The sequence below is a fragment of the Methylobacterium sp. J-048 genome, assembly GCF_022829515.1.
Lineage (GTDB): Bacteria > Pseudomonadota > Alphaproteobacteria > Rhizobiales > Beijerinckiaceae > Methylobacterium.
In genome coordinates this window covers 1-26,882 of the sequence record NZ_JAKSYL010000082.1, presented here as the reverse complement: position 1 = coordinate 26,882, position 26,882 = coordinate 1, and the positions used below count along the sequence as shown (strand labels likewise).

Below are 26,882 nucleotides of genomic sequence, written 5' to 3'. Positions count from 1 at the left end.
CGGCAATGCCCGAACGAGATGGGGCATCCGCAGATCGGCGCGGGCACCGCCCTGGACGATGACGAGGGCGGTCATGGGGGGCTGTCTTTTGTTCCCATACCCCGCTGCGGGGGAGGGTAGGAGAAGCGCGCGGGTCGCGTCGGTGACCTCATCGAGCGCCGAGACCGGGACGCGCCCCCTCTCCCGTGCGGGAGAGGGCTGGGGTGAGGGTCCAGGGTCTGCCGGAGAGGTCGCATCCCTCACCCTGTCCCTCTCCCGCTCGGGAGAGGGGACCTGAGCCTCGTTCGGGGACGTGTGAATCCGGCCTCCCGCCGAGGAGGGACTTAGCACCTGCGGCACCAGATACTTCCGCAGCTGGTCCGGCTCGCGCACCGTCGCGGACAGCCCGATCGCCGCCAGGTCCGGGCTGAGGCGGTGCAGCCGGGCGAGCGCCAGCGAGAGCAGGTCGCCGCGCTTCGAGGTGACGAGGGCGTGGAGCTCGTCGAGGATGATGCAGCGCAGACCGGAGAAGAACGCGGCGGCGTCGCGATGGGCGATCAGCAGCGCCAGTTGCTCGGGCGTGGTCAGCAGGATGTCGGGCGGGCGGCTGATCTGGCGGGTGCGCTTGTGCGCCGGGGTGTCGCCGGTCCGGGTCTCGACCCGCACCGGCAGCGCCATCTGGGCGATCGGCGCGTCGAGGTTGCGGGCGATGTCGACCGCCAGCGCCTTCAGCGGCGAGATGTAGAGGGTGTGCAGCCCCGTCGAGGTCTTTGATTCGGGTTTTGCGGCCGCCCGCTCCGACAGGGCGATCAGGCTCGGCAGGAAACCCGCGAGCGTCTTTCCGGCCCCGGTCGGCGCCACGAGGAGGGCCGAGCGGCCGGCGCGGACGATCTGCAGCAGGTCGAGCTGGTGCGGCCGGGGCGTCCAGCCACGCGCGGCGAACCACGCCCGGAAGGCCGGCGGCAGGATCTCGGGTGCGTCGCTCAGGCCAGGGCCATCAGGAAACGATCGATCAGCTCCAAGGCGCGCTCGCTCATCGGGCCGGGATAGCGGGCGAAGACGTGGCAGCCGCCGGGATAGATCGCGGTGTGTCCGCCATTGCCCGCTGCTGCCCAGCGCGCCGACATGTACAGCGTGTCGTCCAGCAGCGGGTCGGCGGTGCCGATGGTGAACAGGGCCGGCGGCAGGCCCTTCAGGTCGGCGTAGATCGGCGACACGTCCGGGCGGCGCCGGTCGATTCCTTCGCGGACATAGCCGTCGGCGAATTTGGTCAGATCCAGGGTGTTCACCACGAGGCGCTCGTCGTCCCAGTTGCGCACCGAGGGGGTCAGGCCGAGATCGTAGAAGCCGGCATTGAGATTGGCGCCCCGGAACGCCCGCGGCTGGTTGTGCCGGTCCCGCAGGCGCAGCAGCACCATCACGGCGAGATGCGCGCCGACCGACTCACCGCCGATCGTCAGCGCGTGGACGCCGAACTCGGTCCGGCCCGGCCCCGCGAGCCACAGGGCCGCCGCCTCGCAATCCTGCAGGGCGGCCGGGTAGGGATGCTCGGGGGCGAGCCGATACTCCACCGACAGCACGACGAACCCGCAGGCATCGGCGATGCGCTCCAGCCATGGGTCCTGCTCGTCCGCCGCGCCCCAGACCCAGCCGCCCCGGTGGATGTGCAGATAGGCGCCGCGCAGTTTCGCGGCGCCCTTCGGGCGGATCACCCGGAGCTTCAGCGGGCCGCCGGGGCCCTCAATGGTCAGCCACTCGGCTCGGGCGCTGTGCGGCATCGCCGGCGCGGCCTTGGTTCCGGCGCGGCGGCGGGCGCGCACCTCCTCGATCGGCAGCGACCAGGGATCGGGCAGGGCGGCGTGCGCCGCGACGATCTCGGCATTGAGCCGGAGCGTCTCGGGATCGATCGTCGCCGGGTCGAACAAGGCGTGGTCGATCATGCTGGGTCTCGTCCCCGTCGGCTTTGTCCCGCGGCCATTCCCGGCATCTTGGCGGGACGGGTCTCGCTTGCCATCTCGGGTCCGTGGGTGAAACCCGCTAACGTTTGATCCGGGATCCGGTTTCGACGCGGTGTGGTGCGCCGGCCACGGTTCCGCCCGTTTCGTCGCCGATCCGGACACCCTCTGGTTTCATGAGGACGCGATGCTCGTCGATCACGACCGGCGCCGGCACGGTGCCCCGCCGCCGAACGGCACCTACGGGGCGGAGACCTACCCGCCGCGCGCCTCGGCGCTGCGCCGATTCCTCGGCGGTTCGCCCGCCGGCGTGTTCCTGCGCCTGCTGTTCCTGTCGGTGCTGGTCGGCGCCTTCATGTCGATGCTCGGCCTGACGCCGGGTCGGCTGTTCTGGCACATCTACGATTCGACTCGGGCGCTTCTGGAGATCGGCCTCGCGTCGCTGCACGATTTCGGCGGCTGGATCGTCGCGGGTGCGGTCGTGGTCATCCCGCTCTGGCTGATCTCGCGCCTGTTCGCCGCCTCGCGCTGACCGGCCGGTTCACGAATCGTTCGCATCCGTTTAGGTCGCGGCATGACGCATCCGCCTGCCGCCTCTCTGGTCCTGCCGACGCATCGCCGCGTGCTGGCTCTGGCCCTGCCGATGACGCTGGCCAACGTCACGACGCCGATGCTTGGCTTCGTCGGCGCGGCCGTGATCGGGCGGCTCGGCGACGCGGCCCTGCTCGGCGCGGTGGCGCTGGGGGCCGTGATCTTTGACGTGATCTTCTGGTCCTTCGGGGCACTCCGCATGGCGACCGCGGGTCTGACCGCCCAGGCGGTCGGCGCCCGGGACGATAGGGAAGTCGACCGCATCCTGGCTCGGGCTCTGGCGGCCGGCGCCGTGATCGGCCTGAGCCTCGTCGCGCTGCAAGGGCCGATCGCCGAGGCTGCGTTCGCGGTGAGCGGCGCGAGCGCGGCGGTGATTGCCGGCCTCGCCACTTACTTTCACATGCGGATCCTGTCCGCCCCGTTCGTGCTGGCGAGCTACGGCGTGCTCGGCTCGGTGGTGGGGCGTGGGCGGACCGATCTCGGCCTGTTGCTGCAGGTGGCGATCAACCTGATCAATGTCGGGTTGACGCTCACCTTCGTCCTCGGCCTCGGGATGGGGCTCACCGGCGCGGCGCTGGCGGCCCTCTGCGCGGAGGTGGCCGGGCTCGGCCTCGGGCTGATCGTGCTGGCGCGGCTCGGCTCGCGCCCGTTCCGGGTGCCCCTGCGCGACCTTCGGGATGCGGCCGCTTTGCGCCGGACGCTCAGCGTCAACCTCGACGTGATCCTGCGCACCCTGGCGCTGATCACCGCCATCGTCCTGTTCTCGGCGCTCGGCGCCCGGCAGGGCGACGTGGTGCTGGCGGCCAACTCCGTCCTGTGGAATCTGTTTTTGATCGGCGGGTTCTTCCTCGACGGATTCGCCACGGCGGCCGAGACCCTGTGCGGGCAGGCGGTGGGTGCCCGGGACGCCGAGGGGTTCCGGAGAGCCTCCGCGTTGAGTCTGCGCTGGTGCCTGGGCTTCGGGATCGGGGTCAGCCTGATCGCCTACGCGGGCGGCGCGGGGTTCATCGACTTCGTCACCACCAGCGAGCCGGTGCGCGAGACCGCCCGAACCTATCTGCCGCTCGCCGCCCTGGCGCCGCTCGCTGCCGCCGCGCCGTTCGCCTATGACGGGATCTATGTCGGCGCCACCTGGACCCGGGCGATGCGCAACCTGATGGCGGGCGCACTTGCAGCCTACGGCGTCGTGCTGACGCTGGTCCAGGGGCTGGGTCTCGGCAATACCGGCCTGTGGCTGGCCTTCGTGGTCTTCCTGGGGGCGCGGGGCCTGTTCCAGGCGATCGCGTTTCCGGGACTGGCCCGCGCAACGTTTCGTACGGCAGCGCCGTCCGTGGGCCGTGAAACGGCATCAGACGTCGCGTGATCTTCGTGGTTTGCGGATCGCCGCTGGTGCGGTCCGCGGTTCTTCGAAGAATTGCAGGCCGCGCCGGAAGTTCAGCGCGGGATCGGTCAGTGCGGGTCCTTCCAGGCCGTGACGGCCGGCGGCGCGGCGCGGGCGACCGTCCCGGTAGTGCGCGGCAACTCGGCCTCGGCCCGCCGCTGCGGCGCCCGGCGGAGGCTGCCATAGCGCCGGCCCCGGCGGACATGGCGGCGCTCAGTCGAGTTGCCGACGAACCCGCCGACCACGGCGCCCGCCACCGCCCCGATCGGGCCGGCCACCAGGGCGCCGGCCACCGCGCCGGAGCCGACCCCGAGGGTGGTCCGGCTCTGGGCCCGGGCGGCGTCGGGCGCCCCGGCCAGGGCCAGGCCGGCCAGGACGAAGACGGTCGAGAACAGGCGCATGGTATCGGATCCCGGGATCCAAGGATTGGACCCGGGCCGCCTTTATCCGTGAGAACATGACCAAAGCGCGGCCGGATACGGCGCGGCCGCGAACAGTATCAAACGTGGATGGAACTCACCGATCGCGCACTTGAAAGTGTGGCCAGCCCGATCCCGTGCTTTAGGGTGCAGCGCAACGAAGGCCGGCCCTGGAGCGGCCGCACGCGGGAGATGCCCATGGCTACGACGACCGACCTGCGCCTGCGCCGGAGCGTGCTCTACATGCCCGGTTCGAACCAGCGGGCGCTCGACAAGGCCAAGACCCTGCCGGTGGACAGCATCATCCTCGACCTCGAGGACGCGGTCGGCCCCGAGGAGAAGGAGATCGCCCGGGAGCAGGTCTGCGCCGCGGTCAAGAGCGGCGAATACGGCAGCCGCGAGCTGGTGATCCGGGTCAACGCCCCCCAGACCCCCTGGGGCGAGGCCGATCTCCACGCCGCGATCGAGGCCAAGCCCGACGCGATCCTGATGCCGAAGGTGTCGTCCCCGGCGGTGCTGGAAAGCATCGCCGACCGGCTCGAATCCCTCGACGCCCCGGAGAGCATCGCCGTCTGGGCGATGATCGAGACCCCGGCCTCGATCCTCAACATCCAGGAGATCGCCCGGGCCAAGCGTGATCCGCGCAAGCGCCTGACCTGCCTGGTGCTCGGCACCAACGACCTCGCCAAGGACACCTGGGCCAAGATCGTGCCCGGCCGGGTCCCAATGCTGCCCTGGATGATGATGGCGCTCGCCGCCGCCCGGGCCGAGGGGCTGGCGATCCTCGACGGGGTCTACAACGACATCGCCGACACGGAGGGCTGCCGCGACGAGTGCCGTCAGGCCCGCGACCTCGGCTTCGACGGCAAGACCCTGATCCACCCGACCCAGCTGGAGCCGGCCAACGCCTCCTTCGCGCCCACCGACGAGGAGGTGCGCCGGGCCAAGCTGGTGATCGAGGCGTTCGAGCGCCCGGAATACGCCAAGCGCGGCGCGATCAAGCTCGAAGGCCGGCTCTACGAGCGCCAGCATCTCGGGGTGAACCGCCGCGCCGTGACTTGGTCCGAGGCGATCAAGGCCAAGGGGTTTTGAGATCGAGATTGGCGGAGGATGGCATGCTGACTGGCGGGTGCTTCTGCGGTGCGGTCCGCTACGAGGCCCGGGCCGAGCCGTTCCATGAGACGATCTGCCATTGCGCCGATTGCCGGCGGGTCGTCGGGGCGGCGCAGGTGGCGTGGTTCTCGGTGCCCCGGCCGGCGTTCCGGTTCGTCGCCGGGACGCCCACCGAGTTCCGATCCAGCGCTGCGGTCCTGCGCCGGTTCTGCGGCACCTGCGGGACCGCTTTGACTTACGAGGCCGAGTCAGCACCGGACGAGATCGACATCACGACCGCGAGCCTCGACGAACCGGGCCAGGTTCCACCGAAAGACCACACGTGGGTGAGCAGCAGGGTGGATTGGGACACGATCAGCGACAAGGTGCCGACATTCGCTGAATCGCGCGTCGGCTGTGGACAATCGTCCTACCCCTCTTAAACATCGCCGTGTCATGGAGAGAGGCGTTTAAGCCTAGCGTGACAGAAGGAACGCGACGGTGCCCCGCCTGCCCGTGCACGGACGTGCACACTCGAATCGTCAGTTCCGGCCGCGCGCGGTGAATCTGCGCCTGTATCTGGTGGCGGCTCTCGCGGCCTGCACCCCGGCGCGCGCCGACGACCTCAGCGTCCTGTTCGATCGCGACACCGTCTTCTCGGTCGGCGGATTCACCGGCGTTGGCCCGCGATTCCAGGGCAGCCGGGAGGCGGGGCTCTGGGGATTGCCCTACCTGTCGTTCCGCAAGGCCGACGAGCCGCGCGACTGGTGGTCTCCAGATGACGGCCTCGATGCCACGCTCCTGGGCGGTGGCCCGGTCCAGGTCGGCGCCGTTTTGGACTTCCGGGAAGGCCGCTCCCGCGCCGACGACCACCGCCTCGCCGGCCTGCCGCGCGTGCCGGCGACCGTCGGGCTCGGCCTGTTCGGGGAGGTCTGGCCGATCCCCGATACGCTCAGGGTGCGCGCGGAGGTCACACAGGGCGTCCGCGCCCATGACGGGATCGTCGCCAAGCTCGGGGCTGACCTGGTCGGCCGCTTCGGCCGGTTCACGCTCAGTGTGGGACCGCGCTTCGTCGTCGGCGATGCCGCCGCCATGCATCTCGACTTCGACGTCCCGGTCGCTGCCGCCCTCGTGAATCCCGTCCTTGCCCCCTACCGGGCTTCCGCCGGGCCGCGTGCGGCCGGGGCGACGGCAACCGTGAGCTACGATTGGTCCGAAGCGTGGCAGGGGCTCGGCTATGTCCGCTACGACCGTCTGATCGCCTCGGCCGCGAACAGCCCGATCGTCCGGCGTGTCGGCACCGCGAACGAACTCACGGTTGCAGTCGGCGCGATCTATTCATTCCGCATGACGCCCTGAACTCGGAATAAGACCAATCAAGCAAAGCTTGCTCCGGCACGAAGATCACGCGTTCGTGAGGACTGTTGCGATTCAGGCACACTCTGGCAAAGTTTACGTTTTACGCTCCAGCGACAGGATTGTTTCTGAAGTTTTGCGCTTATCACTCTCCCGATCGAGCGGAGAGGACCGTTGGCACGCATTCTTCTGACGGGCGCGACCGGACTGATCGGCGGCGCTGTGCTTCATCAGGCGCTCAGCCGCGACGATGACGCGAGCTGGGTTTGCCTCGTGCGGTGCACGAGCGTTGAGCAGGGGCGCCAGCGCGTCGCTGCGCGCCTGGAGCGTTTCACCGACGCGTTCACGGCCCAGCGCCTGGCGCGCAAGATCGAGATCGTGCCTGGAGATTTCACCCGCGCCGACCTCGACATGGATCCGCGGCTGGACGCCTGCACCCACGTCCTCCACCTCGCAGCCGACACCTCGTGGTGGGGCGGCGAGCGCGTGTTCCGGACCAACCATGACGGCACCCTGGCGCTCGCGCGCCGCGCCCAGGCCATGCCGGAATTGCAGCGGTTCCTGCATGTCGGCACCGCCATGATCTGCGGTGCCGACGCACCGAGCCTCGTCGAGGAAGACGCCTATCCCGCTGCCGATGCCCGACACATCGTCGGCTACACGGAATCGAAGGCGGCGACGGAGACCTCGCTCGCCGCGCAGTTCCCCGACCTGCCGATCGTCGTGGCCCGTCCGTCGATCGTCGTCGGTCACGCGGCGCTCGGCGCCGCGCCGAGTTCGAGCATCCTGTGGGTCCTGCGAGCTGCCGATGCCCTGCGCATGCTGCCCTGCAGCCTGGAGAGCTGCGTCGACATCGTTCCGGCCGACTGGGTCGCCGAGACGCTCCACGGCCTTCTGACCAAGCGCGATCTCAAGCACACCCTCTATCACCTCTCCGCGGGTACCGCCGGCCGGACGCGTTGGGCCGACGTGATCGCGGCCTTCGAGGCTGCGGACCCGAGCGACGGCATACGCGCATTCCAGCCCTTCGATCTCGACCGCGACTGCGCCCAATTGCGCAAGCGTTTCGCGACGGTTTTCGGTTTGGACGATGCGACGAAGCGGGCGATGCTGCGCGCCACCCGCGCCTATTACGCTTTCTGCGCCCTCGATCTCACCTTCGCCAACGACAGGCTGATCGAGGAGGGGTTTGAACAGGCGCCGTCGCTCGTCTCATACCTGCCGGTGTGCCTCGCGAACTCGGCCGAGATCGTGGAGCAGTTCGTCGACGACATGGAGATGTTCGCGCCGAGTTCAGGAGCGGATGCCTCGCATCCGGACCGCCCCCTGGCGGCGATCGCGTGACCCCGGTCGCGGCCTGCGCCGCGCTAAACGCGGCCAGCATCTGGGCCGTTCCGGCCTGAAGGCCTGACCGGTTAGGGCGCTCGCCGCGAAGTCGAGACCGATTCGGCGCAAGCGAGCGCGTCAGATCAAGGACCTCGAGCCGGCTCGTCGCGACCGGACCATCGACCAAGGTTGCGGACATCTGCCATCCTGACGGTCGGCGGCGCCTGCACGGGCTCGTGACGAGCGGACGCTGCGCGGCACGGCCGGACGCAGGCTTTGCCGACGCCAACGAGGCTGAACCCGGGTGCCGCGCGCCCGGCACCTCCAGGGAAGCCCCCGCCTCGAAGCCGGCCCGCCCGATCCGCGCAGCGGGACACGGCCACGATTGCCAGTATTCGCACCACTATTCACGTGCGTCTCGACGGATTGAGCCGGGGATGCAAAAATATTCGTCCGACCGAATCGGCAGCATTCCACTTCGCGTGTCCCTGGCGCGAGGCTGCACTTGAAGGGACGCCAGAATGAGCAGCGCGAATCCAGAGATGCCGGCCCCGGCCCCGGTGAAAGGCGGCCTCGTGGCCTACCTGACCGTGGACGGCGCCCTGAGGGCAGCCGATTTCTACGTCCGCGCCTTCGGAGCCGAGATCGTCACCGCCATGCCGGCCGACGATCAGGGCCGGACCATGCACGTGCATCTCCACCTGAACGGCTCGTCGTTGATGCTGAGCGACGCCTTTCCGGAGCACGGCCACGCGCTGCAGGCGCCCCAGGGATTCAACCTGATGCTGATGGTCGACGGGATCGACGCGCGCTACGCCGAGGCCGTGGCAGCGGGTGCGACCGCCTTGATGCCGCCGGCCGACATGTTCTGGGGCGACCGCTACGGCCGGCTGCGCGATCCGTTCGGGATCGTCTGGGCGATGAACCAGGGCAAGCGCTGACCGCCGTAGAGCCCTCCGCAGCCCCGAAGACCGAGCTCGACCATGACCGATCCGAACGGGCGTGAAGTCGTCCTCACCCGCAGCATCGCCGCATCCCCGGCCGCCCTCTACCGGGCCTGGACCGAACCGGATCTCCTGAAGCGCTGGTTCGCGCCGAGCCCCTTCGTCGTCTCGGAGGTCGAGACCGAGCTTCGCCCCGGGGGCGCCACCCGAATCGTCATGCGGGGGCCCGACGGCACCGAATTCCCGAGCGCCGGGATCTATCTCGAGCTGGTCGAGAACGCCCGCATCGTCTTCACGGACGCGTATGTGCGGGCCTGGGAGCCCTCGGCGAAGCCGTTCTTTACCGGCATCATCACGTTCGAGCCAGAGGGCGGGGGCACCCGCTACACCGCGCGCGCCCTGCACTGGTCGGCCGAGGATTGCGCGGCCCACAAGGCTATGGGTTTTCACGAAGGCTGGGGCCGCTGCGCCGATCAACTCGCCGCGCTCGCCGCCGGCCTGTAGGCCGCGCGACGGATCCGATCCCGTCCGGGCGGAGGTTCAGCATGTCGAAGGTCGGCACCTGCCTGTGGTTCGCGCACGACGCGGAGGCGGCCGCGCGGTTCTACGTGTCGCTCGTGCCCGGCTCCAGCCTCGGCCCGATCCTGCGGGCCCCCGGCCCCTGGCCCGGAGGCGAGCCCGGTGCGGCGATCCTGGTGGCGTTCACGCTCGGCGGCCAGAGCTTCCAGGGCCTGAACGGCGGCGCCCCCGCGGAATACGGCACCGCCGCGTCGATCGCCGTGTCCTGCGCGGATCAGGCCGACGTCGACCGCCTCTGGCACGCGCTCACCGCCGAGGGCGGGGCGGAGATCATGTGCGGCTGGCTGCGCGACCGCTGGGGCGTACCCTGGCAGATCGTTCCGGAGGCCCTGCCGCGCCTGCTCGCCGACCCCGATCCCGCCGTGGCGGCCCGGGTGTTCGCAGCGATGCAGACCATGGTGAAGCTCGACGTCGCGGCCCTGGAAGAGGCCGCCGCCTCGACCTGACCCGGGCGCGTCCGGAGAAGGCCGCTACGCGGTGGCGTCGTAGCGCGTGCGCTGCGTGCGCGCATCGCGGGCGGTCACGGTGACGTGGCCGGCCTCCTCCAGCGCCGCCAGGGCGCGCAGCACCAGGGCGTGCTCCACCCCGAAGCTGCGGGCGAAGGCGCGGCTGTCGCCGGGCAGACCGAGATCGAGGGCCGCGAGCAGCCCCGCTTCCAGCGGGTCCATCCCGGGATGGGCCGCCGTGGTGCGGTCGAGGGCGGCGACGAACGCCGCCTCGTCGAGATCGCAACTCACGCGGCTCAGGCCGCCGCCCGGGCTTCCAGGGTCACGAGCACCGACTTCGAGGTCGGCGTGTCGCTCCTCTCACCGAAGGTCGAGAGCGGCACGAGCACGTTCAGCTCCGGGTAGTAGCCGGCCACCGCGCCCCGGGGCATGTCGAACGGCACCAGCCGGAAATCCGCCGCCCGCCGGGTGACGCCGTCGGCGTGGAGCCCGACGATGTCGACGCGCTCGCCGAGCCGGTCGCGGATCTCGGCGAGGTCGTCCGGATGGGCGAACAGCACCTTCCGCTCGCCGTAGACGCCGCGGTAGCGATCATCGAGGCCGTAGATCGTGGTGTTGTACTGGTCGTGGCTGCGGAAGGTCTGCAGCACGTAGGTGTTCTGCGATTTCTTCGCGACCTGATGCTCGGTCTCGGCCGGCAGGGCGTCGGCGGAGAAGTTGGCCCGGCCGGTGGCGGTCTGGAACACCCGCTCGGCGGCGAGGTTGCGCAGCATGAAGCCGCGCGGCTTGCGGACCCGGGTGTTGTACTCGGAAAAGCCCGGGATCGTCGCGGCGATGGCCTCGCGGATCCGGTCGTAATCGGCAGACAGCCCCGCCCAATCGATCGCGGCCGAGCCCACCGTCGCTTCAGCGATGCCGGCGATGATCGCGATCTCGGAGCGCAGCTCCTTCGAGGCCGGCTTGTTGATGCCCCCCGAGCCGTGGACCATGCTCATCGAATCCTCGACGGTCACGATCTGGGTCTTGCCCGCGGCGTTCCGGTCGATCTCGGTGCGCCCCATGCAGGGCAGCAGGTATCCGATGGCGCCGGGCACCAAGTGGGCGTGGTTGAGCTTGGTCGCGATGTGGACGGTGAGGCGGCAGGAGGCGAGCGCCTGCGCCACCACCGGCGTATCCGGGGTCGCGCGCAAGAAGTTGCCGCCGAGACCGATGAACGCCTTGGACGTGCCGTCGCGCATCGCCCGGATCGCCGCCAGGACGTTGTGCCCGTGCTTGCGCGGCATGGCGATGCCGAAATGCCGCTCCAGCGACTCGAGGAAGGCCACGGACGGCCGCTCGTTGATGCCGACCGTGCGGTCGCCCTGCACGTTGGAATGGCCGCGCACCGGGCACAGGCCGGCGCCCGGCCGGCCGATATGGCCGCGCAGGAACAGCAGGTTGGCGATCTCCCGCACGGTCGCCACCGAGTGGCGGTGCTGGGTCACGCCCATGGCCCAGGTGGCGATCACCCGCTGCGCGCCGAGATAGACATCCGCCATGGATGCGATGTCGTCGTAGGCCAGACCCGACTGGTCGAGGATCGCATCCCAGGTCGTGGCCTCCACGGCGGCCCGGTAGGCGTCGAGGCCGGCGGTGTGGTGCTCCAGGAAGGCCCGGTCCAGAAGCGACGGCCGGCCCGCGGCGCGTGCTTCGGCATCGCGGGCGAACACGATCTTGGCGATGCCCCGGAATGCCGCCATGTCGCCGCCGGACCGCGGCTGGAAGTAGTGGCTGGCGATGGCGCCGCTGGCGCCGCGCAGCATCTCCACGGTGTTCTGCGGGTCGGCGAAGCGCTCCAGCCCGCGCTCGCGCACGGGGTTCAGCACCACGACCTTGGCGCCGCGCTCGGCCGCCCGGCGCAGGTCGCCGAGCATGCGCGGATGGTTGGTCCCGGGATTCTGGCCGACGCAGAAGATCGCGTCCGCCTTCTCGAAATCCTCCAGCAGGACCGTGCCCTTGCCGATGCCGATGGCGTCGATCAGGGCGACGCCGCTGGCCTCGTGGCACATGTTCGAGCAGTCGGGAAAATTGTTGGTCCCGTAGGCGCGGGCGAACAGCTGGTAGAGATAGGCGGCCTCGTTCGAGGCGCGGCCCGAGGTGTAGAACTCGGTTTGGTCGGGATGGTCGAGGCCGCGCAGCGTCGCGCCGATCTCCGCGAAGGCCTCGTCCCAGCTCACCGGCAGGTACCGGTCGCTCGCCGAATCGTAGCGCATCGGGTGGGTGAGGCGGCCCTCGCCCTCCAGGGCGTAGTCGCTCCAGGTGCGCAGCTCGGTTAGCGTATGGCGCGCGAAGAAGGACGGCGGCGTGCGCTTGTCGGTGGCCTCCCAGGAGACCGCCTTCACGCCGTTCTCGCAGAACTCGAAGGACGAGCCGTGCTCCGGGTCGCCCCAGGCGCAGCCCGGGCAATCGAACCCGTCCGGCTGATTCGCTTTCAGCAGCGCGCGCGCGCCCGACAGCGGCGCGCGCGAGCCGAGCAGGTGCTTGCCGCAACTCTTCAGAGCACCCCAACCGCCGGCGGCGGATGAGCGCTTCGGAGCCCCGTCAGGCTGGGCCATGGCGTGTCCTGGATGTTGTCTGAAAGCGAGCCGGGCTCGCCAATTCGCAACCGCGAGATAAGCGGCTCGGGACACCCGTCACAATGGCATGCGCGCGCAGGCCTCTCATGCGCGAGACACAGGCTAAGTCACCGTTCGGCAAAGCCTTTCTAAACTGGATGCCCTGTGGGTCGACCGACGACCTGACGGAGGGTGGTAGAGCCAGGAAACCGCGGGGGTGCGGTCTCTAATGGGATGGTGCACGAGCAACCACCCGCTCGTCGGATCGACCAAACGATCATGCGTTGGAACGCAGCCAGTTCTCGATCCGCAAGCCCTTCACGCGCGCGAACTCGGCGATGTTGTCGGTAACCAGGATCGCGCCGAGGGACAGGGCGTGGGCGGCGATCAGCATGTCGTTGGCGCCGATCACCCGTCCCTCGCGCTCAAGAGCCGTCCGAAGCGTCGCGTAGCCGTGGGAGGCGGCGGGCGCGTACGGCAAAATCTCGATATTGCGCAACGCCCGCTCCACCTTTTCGAGCAATACCTCGGACCCCTTCTTTTCGGCGCCATAGCGCAACTCGCTGGCCACGATGGCGCTGGTGCAGATGTTCGCCTCGCCCACACCGACGATCCTGTTCAGGACGACGCTCCCACCGCCCTGTCGAACGATCTCCGAGATGATGTTCGTGTCGAGGAGGAATCGGTCGCTCATGGATCGACCGGCTCGGCCGGGAGGTCCGGGACAGCGTCCATCCAATGCTCCTGCGACAATGGAGGCTCGTCCCTGAACGCCGCCAGCAGGCCGGTCTCGGCCAGCGGCGAGATTTCGAGGTGGCCATTCGGCAATCTTCGAATGCGTACGCTCGAGCCGGGAAGCTCGAATTCGCGCGGTATGCGCAACGCCTGACTGCGACCGTTTCGGAACAGGCTCGCGGTTTTCACATCCATCGCCACCTCCCTGGCCTATGCCATGAGCATATGCCAACCCGAAAAGGGCGTCGAGGATCGAAGGTGGCCGACTGCCCGGGAGGCGGACGTGATCGACGCCCGTCCGACCCGGCCCGCGTCATCCCGAGGCACCCGCGTCAGCGGGCCTCGAAGGAGCCCTTAACGCCGGCCGCGCGATCCCTGGAGGCTTCCTTCGAGGGCGACGATGCACGTCGCCACCTCGGGATGAGGGGGTGGGTGGGAATAACCCGGGCGAGCGATCCTCACGCCGCGCGAGCCAGTTCCTCCGCGCCGCGGCCGACGACCCGATGGAGGGAGGAAACGCCCTCCGCCGCCATTCGCCTCAGCAGGCCGGCCTTGATGCGATCCACCAGCCCCGGCCCGTCATAGACCAGTGCCGAGTAGAGCTGGATCAGGCTCGCCCCGGCCTCGATCTTGGTCCAGGCGGCCTCGGCGGAGTCGATCCCGCCGACGCCGACGAGCGGCAGCCTGTCGCCCAACCGCAGCCGGGTGTGCGCCAGCATCCGGGTCGCCGGCCCGAACAGGGGTTTTCCGGAGAGGCCGCCGGTCTCGCGGGCGAGGCTCTTGTCCCGGAGGCTCTCGGGCCGCGCCACTGTGGTGTTCGAGACCACCAGCGCCTGGACCCCGCGCTTCAGTGCCGTGGCGCAGATCGCGTCGAGGGCGTCCAGCGCTATATCGGGGGCGATCTTCAGGAGCACCGCCGCGCGGGCGCCGGCCGCGTCGCGGGCCTCGACCGTGCGGGCGAGCAGGTCGTCCAGAAAGGCCTCGCCCTGGAGGTCGCGCAGGCCCGGGGTGTTGGGCGAGGAGACGTTGACGGTCACGAAATCGACGAGCAGGGCGAGGGTCCTGGTGCAGGCGACATAATCCGCCAGCCGGTCGGTGGACTCCTTGTTGGCCCCGATATTGACCCCGACGATGCCGGGCCGCCCGGCCCGGGCCTTGAGCCGTCCAGCGACCACCGCCAGCCCCTCGCTGTTGAGGCCGTAGCGGTTGATCACCGCCCGGTCGGCGGGGAGGCGGAATGCCCGCGGCTGCGGGTTGCCGGGCTGGGGCCGCGGCACCACCCCGCCGACCTCCACGAATCCGAAGCCGAGGCCGAGCATCGCGTCCGGCACCCGGGCGCCCTTGTCGAAGCCGGCGGCCAGCCCGACCGGATTGGGGAACCGGCGCCCGAGCAGGTCGACCGCCAGACGCGGGTCGTCGGTCTCGGGCTTGCCCGGCGGCAGCAGCGCGAGGGCGCGCAGGGTCAGGTCGTGGGCGCGCTCGGCATCGAGCCGGTGCAGCAGCGGGCGGACCAGCGGGAAGGCGGCGGCGATCATGCGCGCGGGATTCCAGCCGGCAGGACATGCTGCCCATCCTGTCCCAGGGGCAGTTCCACCACCGACACAACCGCCGCGAGCGGCAGATCGCCATAGAGATGGGGGAACAGGGCACCGCCGCGCGAGGGCTCGTAGCGTAAGGCGGCGCCGAGCCGTTCGGCCTCGACGGCGATCAGCAGCAGGTCGTCCTGGCCGGCGAAGTGACGGGACGCCGTCTCGGCGGTCTGCTCGGCCGTGGAGAAGTGGATGAAGCCATCCGCCTGATCGACGGGGGCACCGGTGAATCGGCCGGCCGCCTCGGCCTCGCGCCAGAGGGCACGCGGACAGATCTTGTAGATGAGCGGCATCGGCATTCCCCGGGGATTGGCGCGTCGATAGAGGTGGTCCCGCCCGCCGGCAACACCCAGAAACCAGATCGATTCCAAGGGCGATTGCATTCTGCAGGTTGTAGTTCTACTTTCCTACGACTAGGCTGGCCGTCACAGAACGGTGCCCGAAACCGGAGACACGGTTCGGAGCACGACCGGCTTCAATATTCCGCGCATCTCCGGCGGGTGCTTCATGCACGCACCGGAGAGACTGCCTCCACGCCTCCGAGGCAGCCGGGTGCCGGCTGGCGAGACGGGGGTGCTGGCCCGCTCACGTTGAGCCTTCGAGCCCGACATGCTGTCTCACGAGCAGATCTGGAACGCCATCGACCGCTTGGCGGAGCGCCACGGCTATTCCGCCTCCGGGCTCGCCCGGCGCGCGGGTCTCGACGCGACGAGCTTCAACCGGTCGAAGCGCATCGGCGCCGACGGACGCAAGCGCTGGCCGTCTACCGAATCGGTCTCGAAGGTCCTGGCGGCCACCGGCGCCAGCCTGGACGAGTTTCTGCGGCTGATCGAGGCCCGGGAGATCCCCGCCCGAACCATGGTCCCGCTGATCGGGCTGACCCAGGCCGGCGCCGGGCGGCTGTTCACCGACGAAGGCATGCCCACCGGCGGCGCCGGCTGGGAGGAGATCGAGTTCCCCGATCTCGGCGAAGAACGCGCCTTCGCGCTGGAGATCCAGGGCGATTCCATGCAGCCGCTGTTCCGCGACGGCGACGTGCTGATCGTGTCGCCCACCGCCAGCGTGCGCAAGGGCGACCGCGTCGTCGTGCGCCTCCACGGTGGCGAAGTCATCGCCAAGGAGCTGAAGCGGCGCACGGCCCGGACCGTCGAGCTGGTCTCGCTCAACCCGGAGCACGAGGACCGCGTCCTGAACGTCGGCGAGGTCGCCTGGATGGCCCGGGTGATGTGGGTCCGGCAATAGGCCGGCTCACGCTGGGACCAAACCTGCCACACTTGGCCCGGCCGCCGTTCGTCGCTATCGCGGGCGTCGTCGCGGGTTTCCCGCACCCGCTCAGCTCGGACGCAGCATGACGCAGCCCGGGACGGATCACGGCGTGGACAGCGGGGAGCCACTCACGGGGCCAATCCGTGCATTCCTTGATGCGCTGCCGACGCCGAGTTTCGTCGTCGATGCGCGGGGTCGTATCCGGCACGCCAACCCGGCCTTCGAGCGGCTGACCGGCCATCCGGCCCGGGCGCTGGCTGAGCGCGGTCTCGACCCGATCCTGGCCACCCGCGGGTCGGCGCCCGATCTTTCGGCCGATGCGCCGCAGGAATTCCTGGCTTTGCGGTCGGACGGGGCCAGCTTCTGGGCGAGCCTCACGGCGGGGCCCTTGCCGGAGAGCGACGAACGGATCTGCCAGATGCTGGACGTCACGGCGCGGCACGAGGCCGAAGGCGCGCTGGCGCTGTCGCGGCAGCGCGAGGCCCTGGGGCTGCTGACCAACAGCGTGGCCCACGAGTTCAACAATTTCCTGCAGATCCTGATCGGCTACATCGACGGGCTGAAGCGCCGGCTCGGCGACCGGCCGGAGCCGTTCATCCAGCGGGCGCTGATCCGTTCGGCCGATGCCACCGAGCGGGCCGCGATCCTGACCCGCCAGCTGCTGGCCTATTCCCGGCGGATCGCCCCGGACGTGCGCCCGGTGGACCTCGACGCCATCGTGGCGGATCTCGCCGCCCGCCTGGCGCCGGATTTCCCGGCCGGGATCCGCCTGGCGGTGAACCCGACACCCGGGCTGCCCCGGGCTATCAGCAACCCGACCCAGATCGAGTTCGCCCTGCGGCATCTGGTCGCCAATGCCTGCGAGGCGATGCCGGCGGGCGGCACGCTGACCCTCTCGACCTTCCGGGTCGATCCGAACGACCGCGCCCTGTACCAGGCAGGGACGGGCACGGTCGGGATCACCGTCAGCGATACCGGGCAGGGCATGTCGCCCGAGATGCTTGCCCGGGCACTGGCCCCGTTCCAGACCAGCCGCGAGGCCGGCCGCGGCGCCGGGCTGGCGATCGTCCACGGGCTGATGAAGCGCCAGAACGGCACGATCACGGTGGACAGCCGGGCCGGGGAAGGGACCGAGGTTCGCCTGGCGTTCCCGGCCGCACCGGACCGAACCCTTCACTGAGCCGATCCGCGATAACCGTCATCACGACATCGCGAGGCGCGGACTAAAACCCGCGCTGAGCCGTCACCATATGATCGTCGGCGCACTCCGCCATTCGGTTCTCGTCCTCAGAGGCGCGTACATGCTCACCCAATTCTCGCGTCGTCGTCGCACGGCCGCCGTCCTGGCGCTGGCCGCTGCCCTGACCGTCGCGGCCCCCATCGCCGAGGCCCGTCCGGGCGGCGGCGGATCCTTCGGTTCGCGCGGCTCGCGGACCTACACGGCACCCTCGGCCACGCCGACCGCCCCCGGCGGCGGCATGACCATGCAGCGGTCCCAGACCGCGCCGTCCCCCGGCATGTCCAATCCCGGCATGCAGGCGCCGGCCGCGCCTGGTCGCCGTTTCGGCGGCGGGTTCTTCGCGGGCCTGCTCGGCGCCGGCTTGCTCGGCGCGCTGCTCGGCGGCGGCTTCTTCGGCGGCCTCGGCGGTCTGGCCTCGATGATCGGCCTGCTGTTCCAGGTCGGCCTCGTGGTGGTGGTCGTCATGCTGGCGCTGCGGTTCTTCCGCCGCCGCAGCGAGCCGGCCGGCGCCGGCGCGCCCTATGCCCGCTCGACGCTGGACGGCGGACCGAACCCGGGCGGCCCGGCCCCGGCGGCCGGCGGCTCGTTCGGTGGCGCGCGCCCCGTGCAGACCCGCAATGTCCAGATCGGCCCGGCCGATTACCAGGCGTTCGAGCGCCTGCTCGGCGACATCCAGGACGCCTATTCCCGCGAGGATCGAGTGACCCTGGGCAACCTGACGACGCCCGAGATGGCCGGCTACTTCGACGAGGAGCTGCGCAACAACGCCGCCCAGGGCGTGGTCAACAAGATCACCGACGTGAAGCTGCTGCAGGGCGACCTCGCGGAAGCCTGGGGCGAGGATCGCACCGACTACGCCACCGTGGCGATGCGCTACGCCCTCAAGGACGTCATGGTCGACCGCGCCAGCGGCCGGGTCGTGAAGACCGAGCCCGCCCCGGAGGCGACGGAGCTCTGGACCTTCCAGCGCCAGCCCGGCCGCGGCTGGGTGCTCTCGGCAATCCAGCAGACCCGTTGATGTTGGGACTTTGCGTCCCGGCCGTTCAGGCCGGGACGCACCATTCAAGCCGGCGCCGTTTCCGCGGCGCCGGCTTTTTTGTGCGCGTCCCACAGGTTGGCCAGGGTGACGAACCCGGCCACCGGCACCTCCTCGGCCCGGGCCGTCTCCGGGATCCCGGCCGCCGCCAGCAGCGCGCCGGGCTCGGGGGTCAGCGCCTTGAGGCTCTGGCGCAGCATCTTGCGGCGCTGGCCGAACGCCGCCCGGGTCACGGCTTCTAGGGCGCCGGCCCGGCAGGGCAGGGGCCGCGCCCGGGGCACCAGCCGCACCACGCTGGACGTAACCTTGGGCGGCGGCACGAAGGCCGAGGGGCTCACGTCGAACAGGATGTCGGCTTCAGTGCGCCAGCCGCACAGCACGCCGAGCCGGCCATAATCGGCCCGGGTCTCCGGCCCGGCGACGATACGCTCGGCGACCTCGCGCTGGAACATCAGCACCGCCTGGTCCCACCAGGGCGGCCAGGCCTCGCCGTCGAGCCATCCGGTGAGGAGCGCGGTGCCGACATTGTAGGGCAGGTTCGCGACGATCCGGACCGGGCCGGTTCCGATCAGCGGCCGTGGATCGAACGCCAGCGCGTCGGCATCGACCACCTCCAGCCGGCCGGGATAATGCGCGGCGATTTCGGCGAGCGCAGGCAAGGCCCGGGGATCGCGCTCGATCGCCACGACCCGGGCCGCACCCTCGGCGAGCAGCGCCCGGGTGAGCCCCCCGGGACCCGGGCCGACCTCGACGACCGTCACGCCTTCGAGCGGCCCCGCCGCGCGGGCAATCCGGCCGGTCAGGTTGAGATCGTACAAAAAGTTCTGGCCGAGCGCCTTCTTGGGCTCCAGTCCATGCCGGGCGACGACGTCGCGCAGCGGTGGCAGGCCGTCTCCATCGCTCACAGCTCGTCCTCGGCGTCGAAATGCTGCGCGCCCGACGCGCGCGGCCGCCCGGCATAGATGCTGAACGGGATGATGTCGGCGCCGGCAGGCCCCAAGCCATTGCGGGCCGCCTCGGTGTCGGCGAGCCGCCGGGCCAGCCGCAGGGCGGCGATCAGGCTGTCGGGCCTGGCGATCCCAGTGCCGGCGATGTCGAAGGCGGTGCCGTGGTCGGGCGAGGTCCGCACGAACGGCAGCCCGAGGGTGACGTTGACGCCGTCGTCGAACGCGATCGTCTTGATCGGGATCAGCGCCTGGTCGTGGGTCGGCGCCAGGGCGACGTCGTAGGTCGCCCTGGCGCGGGCGTGAAACAGGGTGTCGGCCGGCAGGGGGCCGCGGATGTCGATGCCGGCGGCCCGCAGCCGCGCCACCGCGGGGGCGAGCACGTCGCGATCCTCGTGGCCGATCGTCCCGGCTTCGCCGGCATGCGGGTTGAGCCCGGCCAGCACGAGGCGCGGCTCGGGCAGACCGAACCGGTCGCGCAGGTCCCGGGCGACGATCCGGGCGGTGTCTTCCACCAGTTCCTGGGTGAGCAGGCCCGGCACGTCCTTCAGCGGCACGTGGATCGTCACCGGCACGACGGCGAGGTCTTCGCTCCAGATCATCATGACCGGGCGCGGCGGCGTGCGGCCGGGCGCGACCGAGAGGGCGGCCAGGAACTCGGTGTGGCCGGGATGGGCGAAGCCCGCCCGGGTCAGCACGAACTTGGCGATCGGGTTGGTGACCACCGCGCCGGCGCGGCCGACCTTCACGAAGGCCACGGCAGCTTGGATCGACTCGATCACCGCGCCGGCATTGATGGAATCCGGTACGCCGGGCTCGGCCTCGACCCGAGCCCCGCTCGGCAGCGGCACCACCGGCAGCGCCTGGGGAAACACCTCGGCGGCCGTCTCGGGATCGACCTCGGCCACCGGCACCAGCCGGTTCAGGCGGTTGGCCAGGCGTTCGATGAAGGCCGGATCGGCCACGAGGAAGAACGGCGGCAGCGGATTTGCTCCGCCCCGCGCGAGCCAGGCGCTGAGCGCCAGCTCCGGGCCGATCCCGGCCGGGTCTCCGAGGGTAAGGGCGAGCGGCAGCATCGTGGGTCTATAGCGCCGGCGAGGCGGGGGCGCATCTTTTTGGCGCGGGTGATGGCGCCTCACGCTAGGCCGGCGAGGTTTGCGGTCCAGGCGCCTTTCCCTCCCCCGCACAGGGAGGAGGGAGGGCGCACGTCAAGTCAGGGCCGGCTCGCTAAAAGATCCCACAAAACTAACGCACGGTGGCGATGCCGTCCGCGGTGGTGGCAGTGCCGACGTTCTGGCGGAGATCCGCCTCGCCCAGAGTCTTCAGCTCGACGCGCAGCAGCACGGTCTGGTTGCGCTCGCGCACGCCGGTCGCGGTGGCGATCGGCGAGTTGATGTAGTTGAGCGAGATGGTCGTACACTCGTCCTGATAGCCGCCGCCGAAGCTCGCGCCCGAGAGGTAGAAGCGGCCCGGGTTCTCGTAGATCGGGACCGTGCCGATCGGGTTGGACAGGTAGGACGACAGGGCGTCCGTGTAGGTGTTACGCACGTCGAGATAGTGCGTGAGGTCCACCAGCAGCGAGCCCGAGATGAACCAGTTCGGCGTGATGTTGTAGGTGGCGGTGGCGGTCACGCCCTCGCGGTAGTGGCTGTAGCCGAGCAGCGGCTGCGCCTCGTAGTACGAGTAGAAGGCCGAGACCGTGAGCGGCAGGAACGGCGCGAACCGCGCCGTCACACCGGTCTCCAGCCGGGCCACATGGAAATCCGCCTGGTTGAACCGGGCCCGGGTGATGAAGGTGATGTTCTGGTTCGGCGAGACCTGGAACCGCCCGACGAAGTCGGAGCGCTGCGTTTCCAGCCCTGAATCGAGCCCGACATTGGCGATGTCGCCCCGACGGAACGAGTTCACGCCGGCGAGCTGGATGGATTCGCCGAACAGCACGTTGGCGTACCAGCCCGAGGGCGTGACCACGGAATACTGGCCGCCGAGATTGGTGCGGACGCCGCCCTCGACCCGGTCGTAGCCGGAGAACTTGTCCCACTCGAACAGCGAGGTGTCGTCGAACACCAGGCTCTGGGCGTCCTCGTTCGGCAGGCGGCCGATCCGCGTCTCGGACGGGCGCGCGATGATCTGGCCGATCGGCTCCAGGGTGTGGACGCCGAGCGCGCCGAAATTCGCCACGAACGGATAGCGGTAATCGATCCCGATCGCCGGCATCACCCGGCCGGCGAAGCCGTCGTCGATCTTGGCGACCTGCGGGGCGAGGTCGTTCTGGTAGCCGGAGAAGCTCGGGTTGGTGAAGAACGCGTCGGTGCGCAGATACGCGAACGGCGTGAACTTCTGGCCCCACTCGTCGATGAAGCTGCGCCGCCAGGACAGCTCGGCCGAGGCGCGCGTGTTGGTGCCGGCGAGCCCCTGGATCGAGCAGAGGCCGCGCTGGAACACCGTGCAGGTCTGGTAGAGCGGGAAGCTCACGCCGTTCACGCTCGGCGAGAACAGGTAGCTGGATGTGCGGGGCAGGCCCTGAAACTGCGTGGTCTCGCGGGTCAGGCTGGTGATGTTGGCCTGGAACCGAACCTCGCCGCCGATCTCGGACGGGCCGTTGACGCGCTTGTCGTAGTCGATGACCGGGGCGACGATCGGCTGCTGCTTCTGCCAGTCGAAGCTCGACAGGCCCTTGAAGTAGTAGCCCCGCGCCTCGAACCACGAGCGGTCGCCCTGGCCGACGAGATAGGCCGTCGAGGTCGCCTCGCGGAAATAATCCGTGGTGATGTTCTGGTTGCGGATCCGGTAATTGTCGAGGAACCACTTGTCGGTGACGCCGACGAGGTCCCAGCCGGTCCGCCAGCGGTCGTTGATGTAGAACCGCCCCTGCGACTCCACCGAGCCGCGGAAATCGCGCTCGCCGGCGCCGAGCGGGCTCGGCAGGAAGGCCGAGGGCGTCGTCTGCGAGATGCCCGAGACGCGGATGTTGTAGAAGCCGTTGTCGATCCGCTGGCGGAACTCGGCCTGGCCGAGCACGCCCTGGCGGCTCAGCAGGGTCGGGGTGATGGTCAGGTCGTAGTTCGGCGCGAGGTCGACGAAATACGGCAGCGACACGCCCCGGCCCAGGGCCGTGGTCGAGATGAAGCGCGGCGTCAGGAAGCCGGTCTTGCGCTTCACCGTCGGATCCGGCGCCTCGAAATACGGCAGGTACGCGACCGGGATCCCGGCGATCTCCAGGGTGGAATCGTCGAAGTAGATCGTGTGGGTCTCGTTGTCGTGGACGATCTTGGTGGCGCGGATCTGCCAGAGCGGCGGCGTCTCGGGATGGTCCTTGCACGGCTCGCAGGCGGTGTAGCTGCCGGCCTCGAAGCTGGTCTGCTCGCCACTCAGGCGCTCGGCCCGCGGCGCGGAGAAGCGCGTGCGCACCGTCTCCGTGCGCCGCTGCACGGTCTGCTGCCCCCGGAACGCGTCGATGAAGCCGGTCTTGAAATCGTCGGTGAGCTCCATGCGCTCGCCGGTCACGACGCCGCCATCGGCCTCGGTGAGCCGGACATTGCCCTGAGCGAAGACCCGGCCGGTTGCGCGGTCGTAGCGCACGTCGTCGGCCTGAAGGGTCCGGGGTCCGTAATGCAGCTCGGCGTTGCCCCGGGCCGTCACGGTGTTGTGGTCGTTGTCGTAGATCAGCTCGTTGGCCTCGACCAACAGCTTGTCGCCCGGCTTGCCGAGCTTCGGAGCCGGGACCCCCTGGGCATGCGCCGAGACGCCCCCGGCCAGCGGCGCGGCGAGCGCCAGCGCAGCCAGGAAGGCCGTCTTCCGCAGGATGTGGGCGACCTTACGCAACGCGCGACCCAACCCCTGTGACGTGATCCGCCACCAACCTCACACACCCGTCTCCCGTCCCGCGATGGCTTGCGGGCGTCAGCCGTCTTCCTGGTACAGAAGCGTAAGCGTACCGAGAAGACTGCCTACCACGGCCGGGAACCAGGCCGCCACCGGTGCGGCGACGAGTCCGGACGCACCGAGCCCCTCCATGACCTGTCGGACCACGTAGAGGGCGAAGCCCGCCGCCACACCGCCGAGGACGAGTTTACCGACCCCACCAAAGCGGAAGAACCGTAAGGAAACGGTTGCGGCGACGATCACCATCGCCAGGAACAGGACCGGTCTCGCCCACAGGACATCGTACTGAAGACGGTATCGGGTGGCGTCGAGACCGGCCCGTTCGGTCCGCGCGATGGTTGTGGGAAGTTGCCAGAAAGGCACAGATTCCGGGGGGGTGAAACGCTGCCGGACCTGCCCCGGGTCGAGGTTCGAGGCGATCAGGTAGCTGTCGAACGACTCAGGCGGCGCGTCCGGGGTGAGCAGGCGCACGTCCGACAGCTCCCAATAGCCATCGTGGAGCGTCGCCCGGGCCGCGACGATCTGCTCGGAAAACTTGCCGGCCGCATCGAAGGTGAAGACCGAGACGCCGGCCAGCGTGGTCGTGCCCTCGATGGCGGTCTCGGCCCGGATGATCGCCTCGCCGTCGAGGCCGCGCTGGCGGATCCACAGGTCCTTGCCGGAGGCCGCCTTGGTCGATTTCGCGAAGATTTTCGCCTCGATCTCGGTGGAGCGCTGCTTCAGCAGGGCCGAGACCGGGTTGTAGATGCCGACCGCCACCGCCCCCAGCGCCAGGGCGACGAAGAAGCCGGGCTGCAGGAACTGCCACGCGGAGATCCCGGCCGCCCGGGCAACCACCAGTTCCAGCTTGCGCGAGAGCTGGAGCAGGGCGGCCATCGAGCCGAACAGGACCGCGAAGGGCAGCACGCCCTCGGCCACCGCCGGGGTGCGATAGAGCGAGAGCAGCGCCATCAGCCCGGTGGAGGCGCCCTCGGCCTCGCCGGCGCGGCGCAGCAGTTCGACGAAGTCGAGGGTGTAGACCAGCGCGAACACGGTGACGAAGACGCCGAGCACCGTGCGGGCGAACCGGGCGGCGAAGTAGCGCCCGAGGGTCGGACCGATCAGCATCCGCAGCTCAGCGTGCCGGGGCGAGGCGCGGAGCGCGGAACAGGGCGCGCAGGGCGCCCCCCAGCGCGGCGTTGAAGGCGCGCACCCGCGGGCCGAAGAAGATCAGCCAGCACGAGAGCGCGATCGCCAGGAGCGGGACGCCGTAGATCGCCGCCACCGCCCCGGCGCTGCGCGTGGCGGCGCTCACCGCGGCGAAGCCGGCGATGCGCAGCCCGACCACGGCCAGGACCGCTCCGGCCACCGCGAGGCCGCGACCCTGGCGGGTGGTGCGCGGGTCGCCGAGCGCCGCGAAGGCGATGAACACCAGGGCCAGCGGGTAGAGGCAGGCCGAGAGCCGGTCGTGCAGCTCGGCCCGGAACCGGCCCTTCTGCAGCTTGTAGTAGCCCTCGGTCTGGTCGGGGAACAGCAGCTGCGACGTCGAGCGCTCACGCGGCTTGTAGACCGTGTCGGAATCCGGGGGCGCGAAGGCGGCCAGATCGATCGTGTAGCGCTCGAAGGTCAGGATCGAGGAGTCGCGGGAATCCTTTTGCTGCTGGTGGACGCTGCCGTTCTCCAGGATCAGGTAGCTCTGCCCGTCGATGTCGACGGCGTTGCCGCGATCGGCCAGGTAGACCTTGGTCTTCCCGGCCTCGCGCCGGTCCTGGATGAACAGGCCCTTGAGCACGCCGCCCGGTCCGCGCTCGCGGAAATGGAAGGTGATGCCGTTGTCGAGCTGGGTAAACTGCCCCTCCTTGACGACGTTCGCGATGAAGTCGCCCCGGACCCGGGTGATCACGTCGCGCAGCTCCTGGAAGCTCGCGGGCATCACCACCACCACCAGGAACCCCACGCCGAAGCTCACGAACAGCGCCAGGGTCAGGAACGGACGCAGCAGCGCGCGCGGCGGCATGCCGGCCGCTGACATCACGATCAGCTCGGAATCGCCGTTGAGCTTGTTCAGCGCGTACACGGTGCCGATGAACAGGGCGACGGGCGCGATCACCACCACCAGCGTCGGTAGCGACAGCCCGGTCACGAACAGGAAGACCAGGAGCGTCTGCCCCTTGGCGGTCACGAGATCGAGCTCGCGCAGGGCCTGCGTCAGCCAGATCGTGCCGGTGAGGCCGATCAGGCAGGCGAGGCTGGCGCCCAGCGCAATCCGAAAGATGTAGCGCTCGATCTGCCTCATCGGCCCGGCAGTCCTGCCCGTTCCCTGGCGCCCTCGACGGGCAGGGACCCGACAAAAGGGGCAATTCCAGGGCTGTCGCGCCGCGTTGCGTTTGCCGCCTCAGCGGCTACACAAGGCGGATCACGCCCTGCGGCATGGCCCGGGCGTGGGAACGGCTGCGGAACGGTGGGCAGGACGACGGGTATGGCGGACGGTATCGAGATCGGTTTCGGCCCCCTGGAGCAGAGCGGTCAGGGACCGGGGGGATCGGGCGATCTCGTCGTGTTCGTCGGCGACGACCTCGCCCTCGGATCGGCGGCGCGCACGGCGCTCGGCAGCGCGGGCGCCGACCTCGTCGCCAAGGCGGCCGCTTCCGAAAAATTCAAGGGCCGCTCGCTCAGCGCCCTGAGCCTGCCGGCGCCGGCGGGGGTCAGTGCCGACCGGCTGGTGGTGGTCGGGCTGGGCTCCGAGAAGGACCGGGCGAAGATCGACTGGCCAGCGCTCGGCGGCTTCACCGTCGGCAAAGTTTCGGGCCGCGCGGCCCGGGTGGTGCTCGACTGGCCGGGAGCCACGGTCGGCGCCGCGCAGGCCGGCGAGTTCGCCCTCGGGGCGCGCCTGCGCACCTACGCGTTCGACCGCTACAAGACCAAGAAGAAGCCCGACGCCGAGGACAAGACCGGCACCACGCTCACCCTGCTGCTCGCCGAGCACGGCACGTCCTCCCGCGAGGGCGAGGGCGCCCGGACCCTGTCCGAGGGCGTGATCCTGGCCCGCGACCTCGTGAACGAGCCGCCGAACGTGCTCTTCCCGGAAGAGTTCGCCCGCCGCGCCTCGGAGCTGTCGAAGCTCGGCGTCGAGATCGAGGTGCTGGAGCCGGCGCGGATGCGCGAGCTCGGCATGGGCGCGCTGCTCGCGGTGGCGCAGGGCTCCGTGCGCGAGCCGCGGGTCGTGATCATGCGCTGGAACGGCGGCCCGGCCGGCGAGGCGCCGATCGCCTTCATAGGCAAGGGCGTGGTGTTCGATTCCGGCGGCGTCTCGATCAAGCCGGGCGGCGGCATGGAGGACATGAAGGGTGACATGGGCGGCGCGGCCGCAGTGGTCGGCGCGCTCCACGCGCTCGCCAGCCGCAAGGCCCGCTGCAACGTCGTCGGCGCCATCGGCATCGTCGAGAACATGCCGGACGGCGGCTCCTACCGCCCCTCCGACATCATCACCTCCATGTCCGGCCAGACCATCGAGGTGATCAACACCGACGCGGAAGGCCGCCTCGT

The 26,882-nt window shown here is 70.1% G+C and carries 27 protein-coding genes; 13 read left to right on the top strand and 14 right to left on the bottom strand.

Going from position 1 to position 26,882, the window contains the following annotated elements:
- Nucleotides 1-966 (bottom strand): DEAD/DEAH box helicase (locus tag MKL09_RS05440; RefSeq protein ID WP_244018684.1); only part of this gene is annotated, 966 nt, incomplete at its 3' end.
- Nucleotides 963-1,919, bottom strand: coding sequence for an alpha/beta hydrolase (locus tag MKL09_RS05435; protein WP_244018682.1), 957 nt, complete (start codon nucleotides 1,917-1,919; stop codon nucleotides 963-965). The genes MKL09_RS05435 and MKL09_RS05440, both read right to left, overlap by 4 nt.
- 202 nt (nucleotides 1,920-2,121) lie before the next feature.
- Between MKL09_RS05435 and MKL09_RS05430 the strand changes: the two genes are divergently transcribed.
- Nucleotides 2,122-2,466, top strand: coding sequence for a DUF6460 domain-containing protein (locus MKL09_RS05430; RefSeq protein WP_244018680.1), 345 nt, complete (start codon nucleotides 2,122-2,124; stop codon nucleotides 2,464-2,466).
- A 42-nt stretch (nucleotides 2,467-2,508) separates the two neighbouring features.
- The gene (locus MKL09_RS05425) at nucleotides 2,509-3,888 is read left to right on the top strand and encodes an MATE family efflux transporter (RefSeq protein WP_244018679.1); all 1,380 of its coding nucleotides are present in this window, start codon (nucleotides 2,509-2,511) and stop codon (nucleotides 3,886-3,888) included.
- Between the two features lie 86 nt (nucleotides 3,889-3,974).
- On the opposite strand, the gene MKL09_RS05420 is transcribed toward MKL09_RS05425, so the two are convergent.
- Nucleotides 3,975-4,307, bottom strand: coding sequence for a hypothetical protein (locus MKL09_RS05420; protein WP_244018677.1), 333 nt, complete (start codon nucleotides 4,305-4,307; stop codon nucleotides 3,975-3,977).
- Between the two features lie 216 nt (nucleotides 4,308-4,523).
- Here MKL09_RS05420 and MKL09_RS05415 point away from each other — a divergent pair, with 216 nt between their 5' ends.
- From MKL09_RS05415 to MKL09_RS05385, 7 genes are all read left to right on the top strand, one after another.
- Entirely contained in the window at nucleotides 4,524-5,417 is an 894-nt protein-coding gene (locus tag MKL09_RS05415; RefSeq protein WP_244018675.1) for an HpcH/HpaI aldolase/citrate lyase family protein, read from the top strand.
- A 23-nt stretch (nucleotides 5,418-5,440) separates the two neighbouring features.
- Complete coding sequence (locus MKL09_RS05410) at nucleotides 5,441-5,860, top strand: GFA family protein (protein ID WP_244018673.1); 420 nt, start codon at nucleotides 5,441-5,443, stop codon at nucleotides 5,858-5,860.
- A 58-nt stretch (nucleotides 5,861-5,918) separates the two neighbouring features.
- Complete coding sequence (locus tag MKL09_RS05405; RefSeq protein ID WP_244018671.1) at nucleotides 5,919-6,776, top strand: MipA/OmpV family protein; 858 nt, start codon at nucleotides 5,919-5,921, stop codon at nucleotides 6,774-6,776.
- A gap of 171 nt (nucleotides 6,777-6,947) precedes the next feature.
- Complete coding sequence (locus MKL09_RS05400) at nucleotides 6,948-8,117, top strand: SDR family oxidoreductase (RefSeq protein ID WP_244018669.1); 1,170 nt, start codon at nucleotides 6,948-6,950, stop codon at nucleotides 8,115-8,117.
- A 503-nt stretch (nucleotides 8,118-8,620) separates the two neighbouring features.
- Nucleotides 8,621-9,040, top strand: coding sequence for a VOC family protein (locus MKL09_RS05395; RefSeq protein ID WP_244018667.1), 420 nt, complete (start codon nucleotides 8,621-8,623; stop codon nucleotides 9,038-9,040).
- 42 nt (nucleotides 9,041-9,082) lie between these two features.
- Nucleotides 9,083-9,547 (top strand): SRPBCC family protein, encoded by a 465-nt coding sequence (locus MKL09_RS05390; protein WP_244018665.1) that lies wholly within the window; start codon nucleotides 9,083-9,085, stop codon nucleotides 9,545-9,547.
- Nucleotides 9,548-9,588: 41 nt separating this feature from the next.
- Nucleotides 9,589-10,068: a VOC family protein gene (locus MKL09_RS05385; RefSeq protein ID WP_244018663.1), complete on the top strand. Its 480-nt coding sequence runs from the start codon at nucleotides 9,589-9,591 to the stop codon at nucleotides 10,066-10,068.
- Between the two features lie 24 nt (nucleotides 10,069-10,092).
- On the opposite strand, the gene MKL09_RS05380 is transcribed toward MKL09_RS05385, so the two are convergent.
- The 6 genes from MKL09_RS05380 to MKL09_RS05355 all read right to left on the bottom strand — a co-directional run bounded on the left by MKL09_RS05380 (nucleotide 10,093) and on the right by MKL09_RS05355 (nucleotide 15,279).
- Nucleotides 10,093-10,359, bottom strand: a complete 267-nt coding sequence (locus MKL09_RS05380; RefSeq protein WP_244018661.1) for a hypothetical protein — start codon at nucleotides 10,357-10,359, stop codon at nucleotides 10,093-10,095.
- Nucleotides 10,360-10,364: 5 nt separating this feature from the next.
- Complete coding sequence (locus tag MKL09_RS05375; RefSeq protein ID WP_244018659.1) at nucleotides 10,365-12,662, bottom strand: FdhF/YdeP family oxidoreductase; 2,298 nt, start codon at nucleotides 12,660-12,662, stop codon at nucleotides 10,365-10,367.
- Nucleotides 12,663-12,939: 277 nt separating this feature from the next.
- Nucleotides 12,940-13,356 (bottom strand): type II toxin-antitoxin system VapC family toxin, encoded by a 417-nt coding sequence (locus tag MKL09_RS05370; RefSeq protein WP_244018657.1) that lies wholly within the window; start codon nucleotides 13,354-13,356, stop codon nucleotides 12,940-12,942.
- Nucleotides 13,353-13,592, bottom strand: coding sequence for an antitoxin (locus MKL09_RS05365; protein WP_244018655.1), 240 nt, complete (start codon nucleotides 13,590-13,592; stop codon nucleotides 13,353-13,355). The genes MKL09_RS05370 and MKL09_RS05365 overlap by 4 nt, the downstream gene beginning before the upstream one ends.
- A 263-nt stretch (nucleotides 13,593-13,855) precedes the next feature.
- Nucleotides 13,856-14,932 carry a quinone-dependent dihydroorotate dehydrogenase gene (locus MKL09_RS05360; protein ID WP_244018653.1) on the bottom strand — a complete coding sequence of 359 codons (1,077 nt, stop codon included), beginning with the start codon at nucleotides 14,930-14,932 and terminating at the stop codon, nucleotides 13,856-13,858.
- Complete coding sequence (locus MKL09_RS05355; protein ID WP_244018651.1) at nucleotides 14,929-15,279, bottom strand: DUF952 domain-containing protein; 351 nt, start codon at nucleotides 15,277-15,279, stop codon at nucleotides 14,929-14,931. Before MKL09_RS05355 ends, MKL09_RS05360 begins: the two co-directional genes overlap by 4 nt.
- Before the next feature lie 316 nt (nucleotides 15,280-15,595).
- On the opposite strand from MKL09_RS05355, the gene MKL09_RS05350 reads away from it, so the two are divergent.
- The 3 genes from MKL09_RS05350 (at nucleotide 15,596) to MKL09_RS05340 (ending at nucleotide 18,510) form a co-directional block, all read left to right on the top strand.
- A complete protein-coding gene (locus MKL09_RS05350; protein WP_244018649.1) occupies nucleotides 15,596-16,228 on the top strand; it encodes a helix-turn-helix transcriptional regulator in 633 nt (210 codons plus the stop codon).
- 106 nt (nucleotides 16,229-16,334) lie between these two features.
- Nucleotides 16,335-17,432 (top strand): two-component system sensor histidine kinase NtrB, encoded by a 1,098-nt coding sequence (locus tag MKL09_RS05345; RefSeq protein ID WP_244018647.1) that lies wholly within the window; start codon nucleotides 16,335-16,337, stop codon nucleotides 17,430-17,432.
- 121 nt (nucleotides 17,433-17,553) lie between these two features.
- Nucleotides 17,554-18,510 (top strand): TIM44-like domain-containing protein, encoded by a 957-nt coding sequence (locus MKL09_RS05340; protein ID WP_244018645.1) that lies wholly within the window; start codon nucleotides 17,554-17,556, stop codon nucleotides 18,508-18,510.
- A gap of 44 nt (nucleotides 18,511-18,554) precedes the next feature.
- On the opposite strand, the gene rsmA is transcribed toward MKL09_RS05340, so the two are convergent.
- The 5 genes from rsmA to lptF form a co-directional block, all read right to left on the bottom strand.
- Nucleotides 18,555-19,433 (bottom strand): 16S rRNA (adenine(1518)-N(6)/adenine(1519)-N(6))-dimethyltransferase RsmA, encoded by an 879-nt coding sequence (gene rsmA / locus MKL09_RS05335; RefSeq protein ID WP_244018643.1) that lies wholly within the window; start codon nucleotides 19,431-19,433, stop codon nucleotides 18,555-18,557.
- A complete protein-coding gene (gene pdxA / locus MKL09_RS05330) occupies nucleotides 19,430-20,548 on the bottom strand; it encodes a 4-hydroxythreonine-4-phosphate dehydrogenase PdxA (protein ID WP_244018641.1) in 1,119 nt (372 codons plus the stop codon). Before pdxA ends, rsmA begins: the two co-directional genes overlap by 4 nt.
- A gap of 169 nt (nucleotides 20,549-20,717) precedes the next feature.
- On the bottom strand, nucleotides 20,718-23,297 hold the full coding sequence (locus tag MKL09_RS05325; RefSeq protein WP_244018640.1) for an LPS-assembly protein LptD: 2,580 nt from the start codon (nucleotides 23,295-23,297) through the stop codon (nucleotides 20,718-20,720).
- A 78-nt stretch (nucleotides 23,298-23,375) separates the two neighbouring features.
- Nucleotides 23,376-24,464, bottom strand: coding sequence for an LPS export ABC transporter permease LptG (lptG, locus tag MKL09_RS05320; protein ID WP_244018638.1), 1,089 nt, complete (start codon nucleotides 24,462-24,464; stop codon nucleotides 23,376-23,378).
- A 7-nt stretch (nucleotides 24,465-24,471) separates the two neighbouring features.
- Nucleotides 24,472-25,632: an LPS export ABC transporter permease LptF gene (gene lptF / locus MKL09_RS05315; RefSeq protein ID WP_244018636.1), complete on the bottom strand. Its 1,161-nt coding sequence runs from the start codon at nucleotides 25,630-25,632 to the stop codon at nucleotides 24,472-24,474.
- Nucleotides 25,633-25,815: 183 nt separating this feature from the next.
- On the opposite strand from lptF, the gene MKL09_RS05310 reads away from it, so the two are divergent.
- Nucleotides 25,816-26,882 (top strand): leucyl aminopeptidase family protein (locus tag MKL09_RS05310; RefSeq protein WP_244018634.1); only part of this gene is annotated, 1,067 nt, incomplete at its 3' end.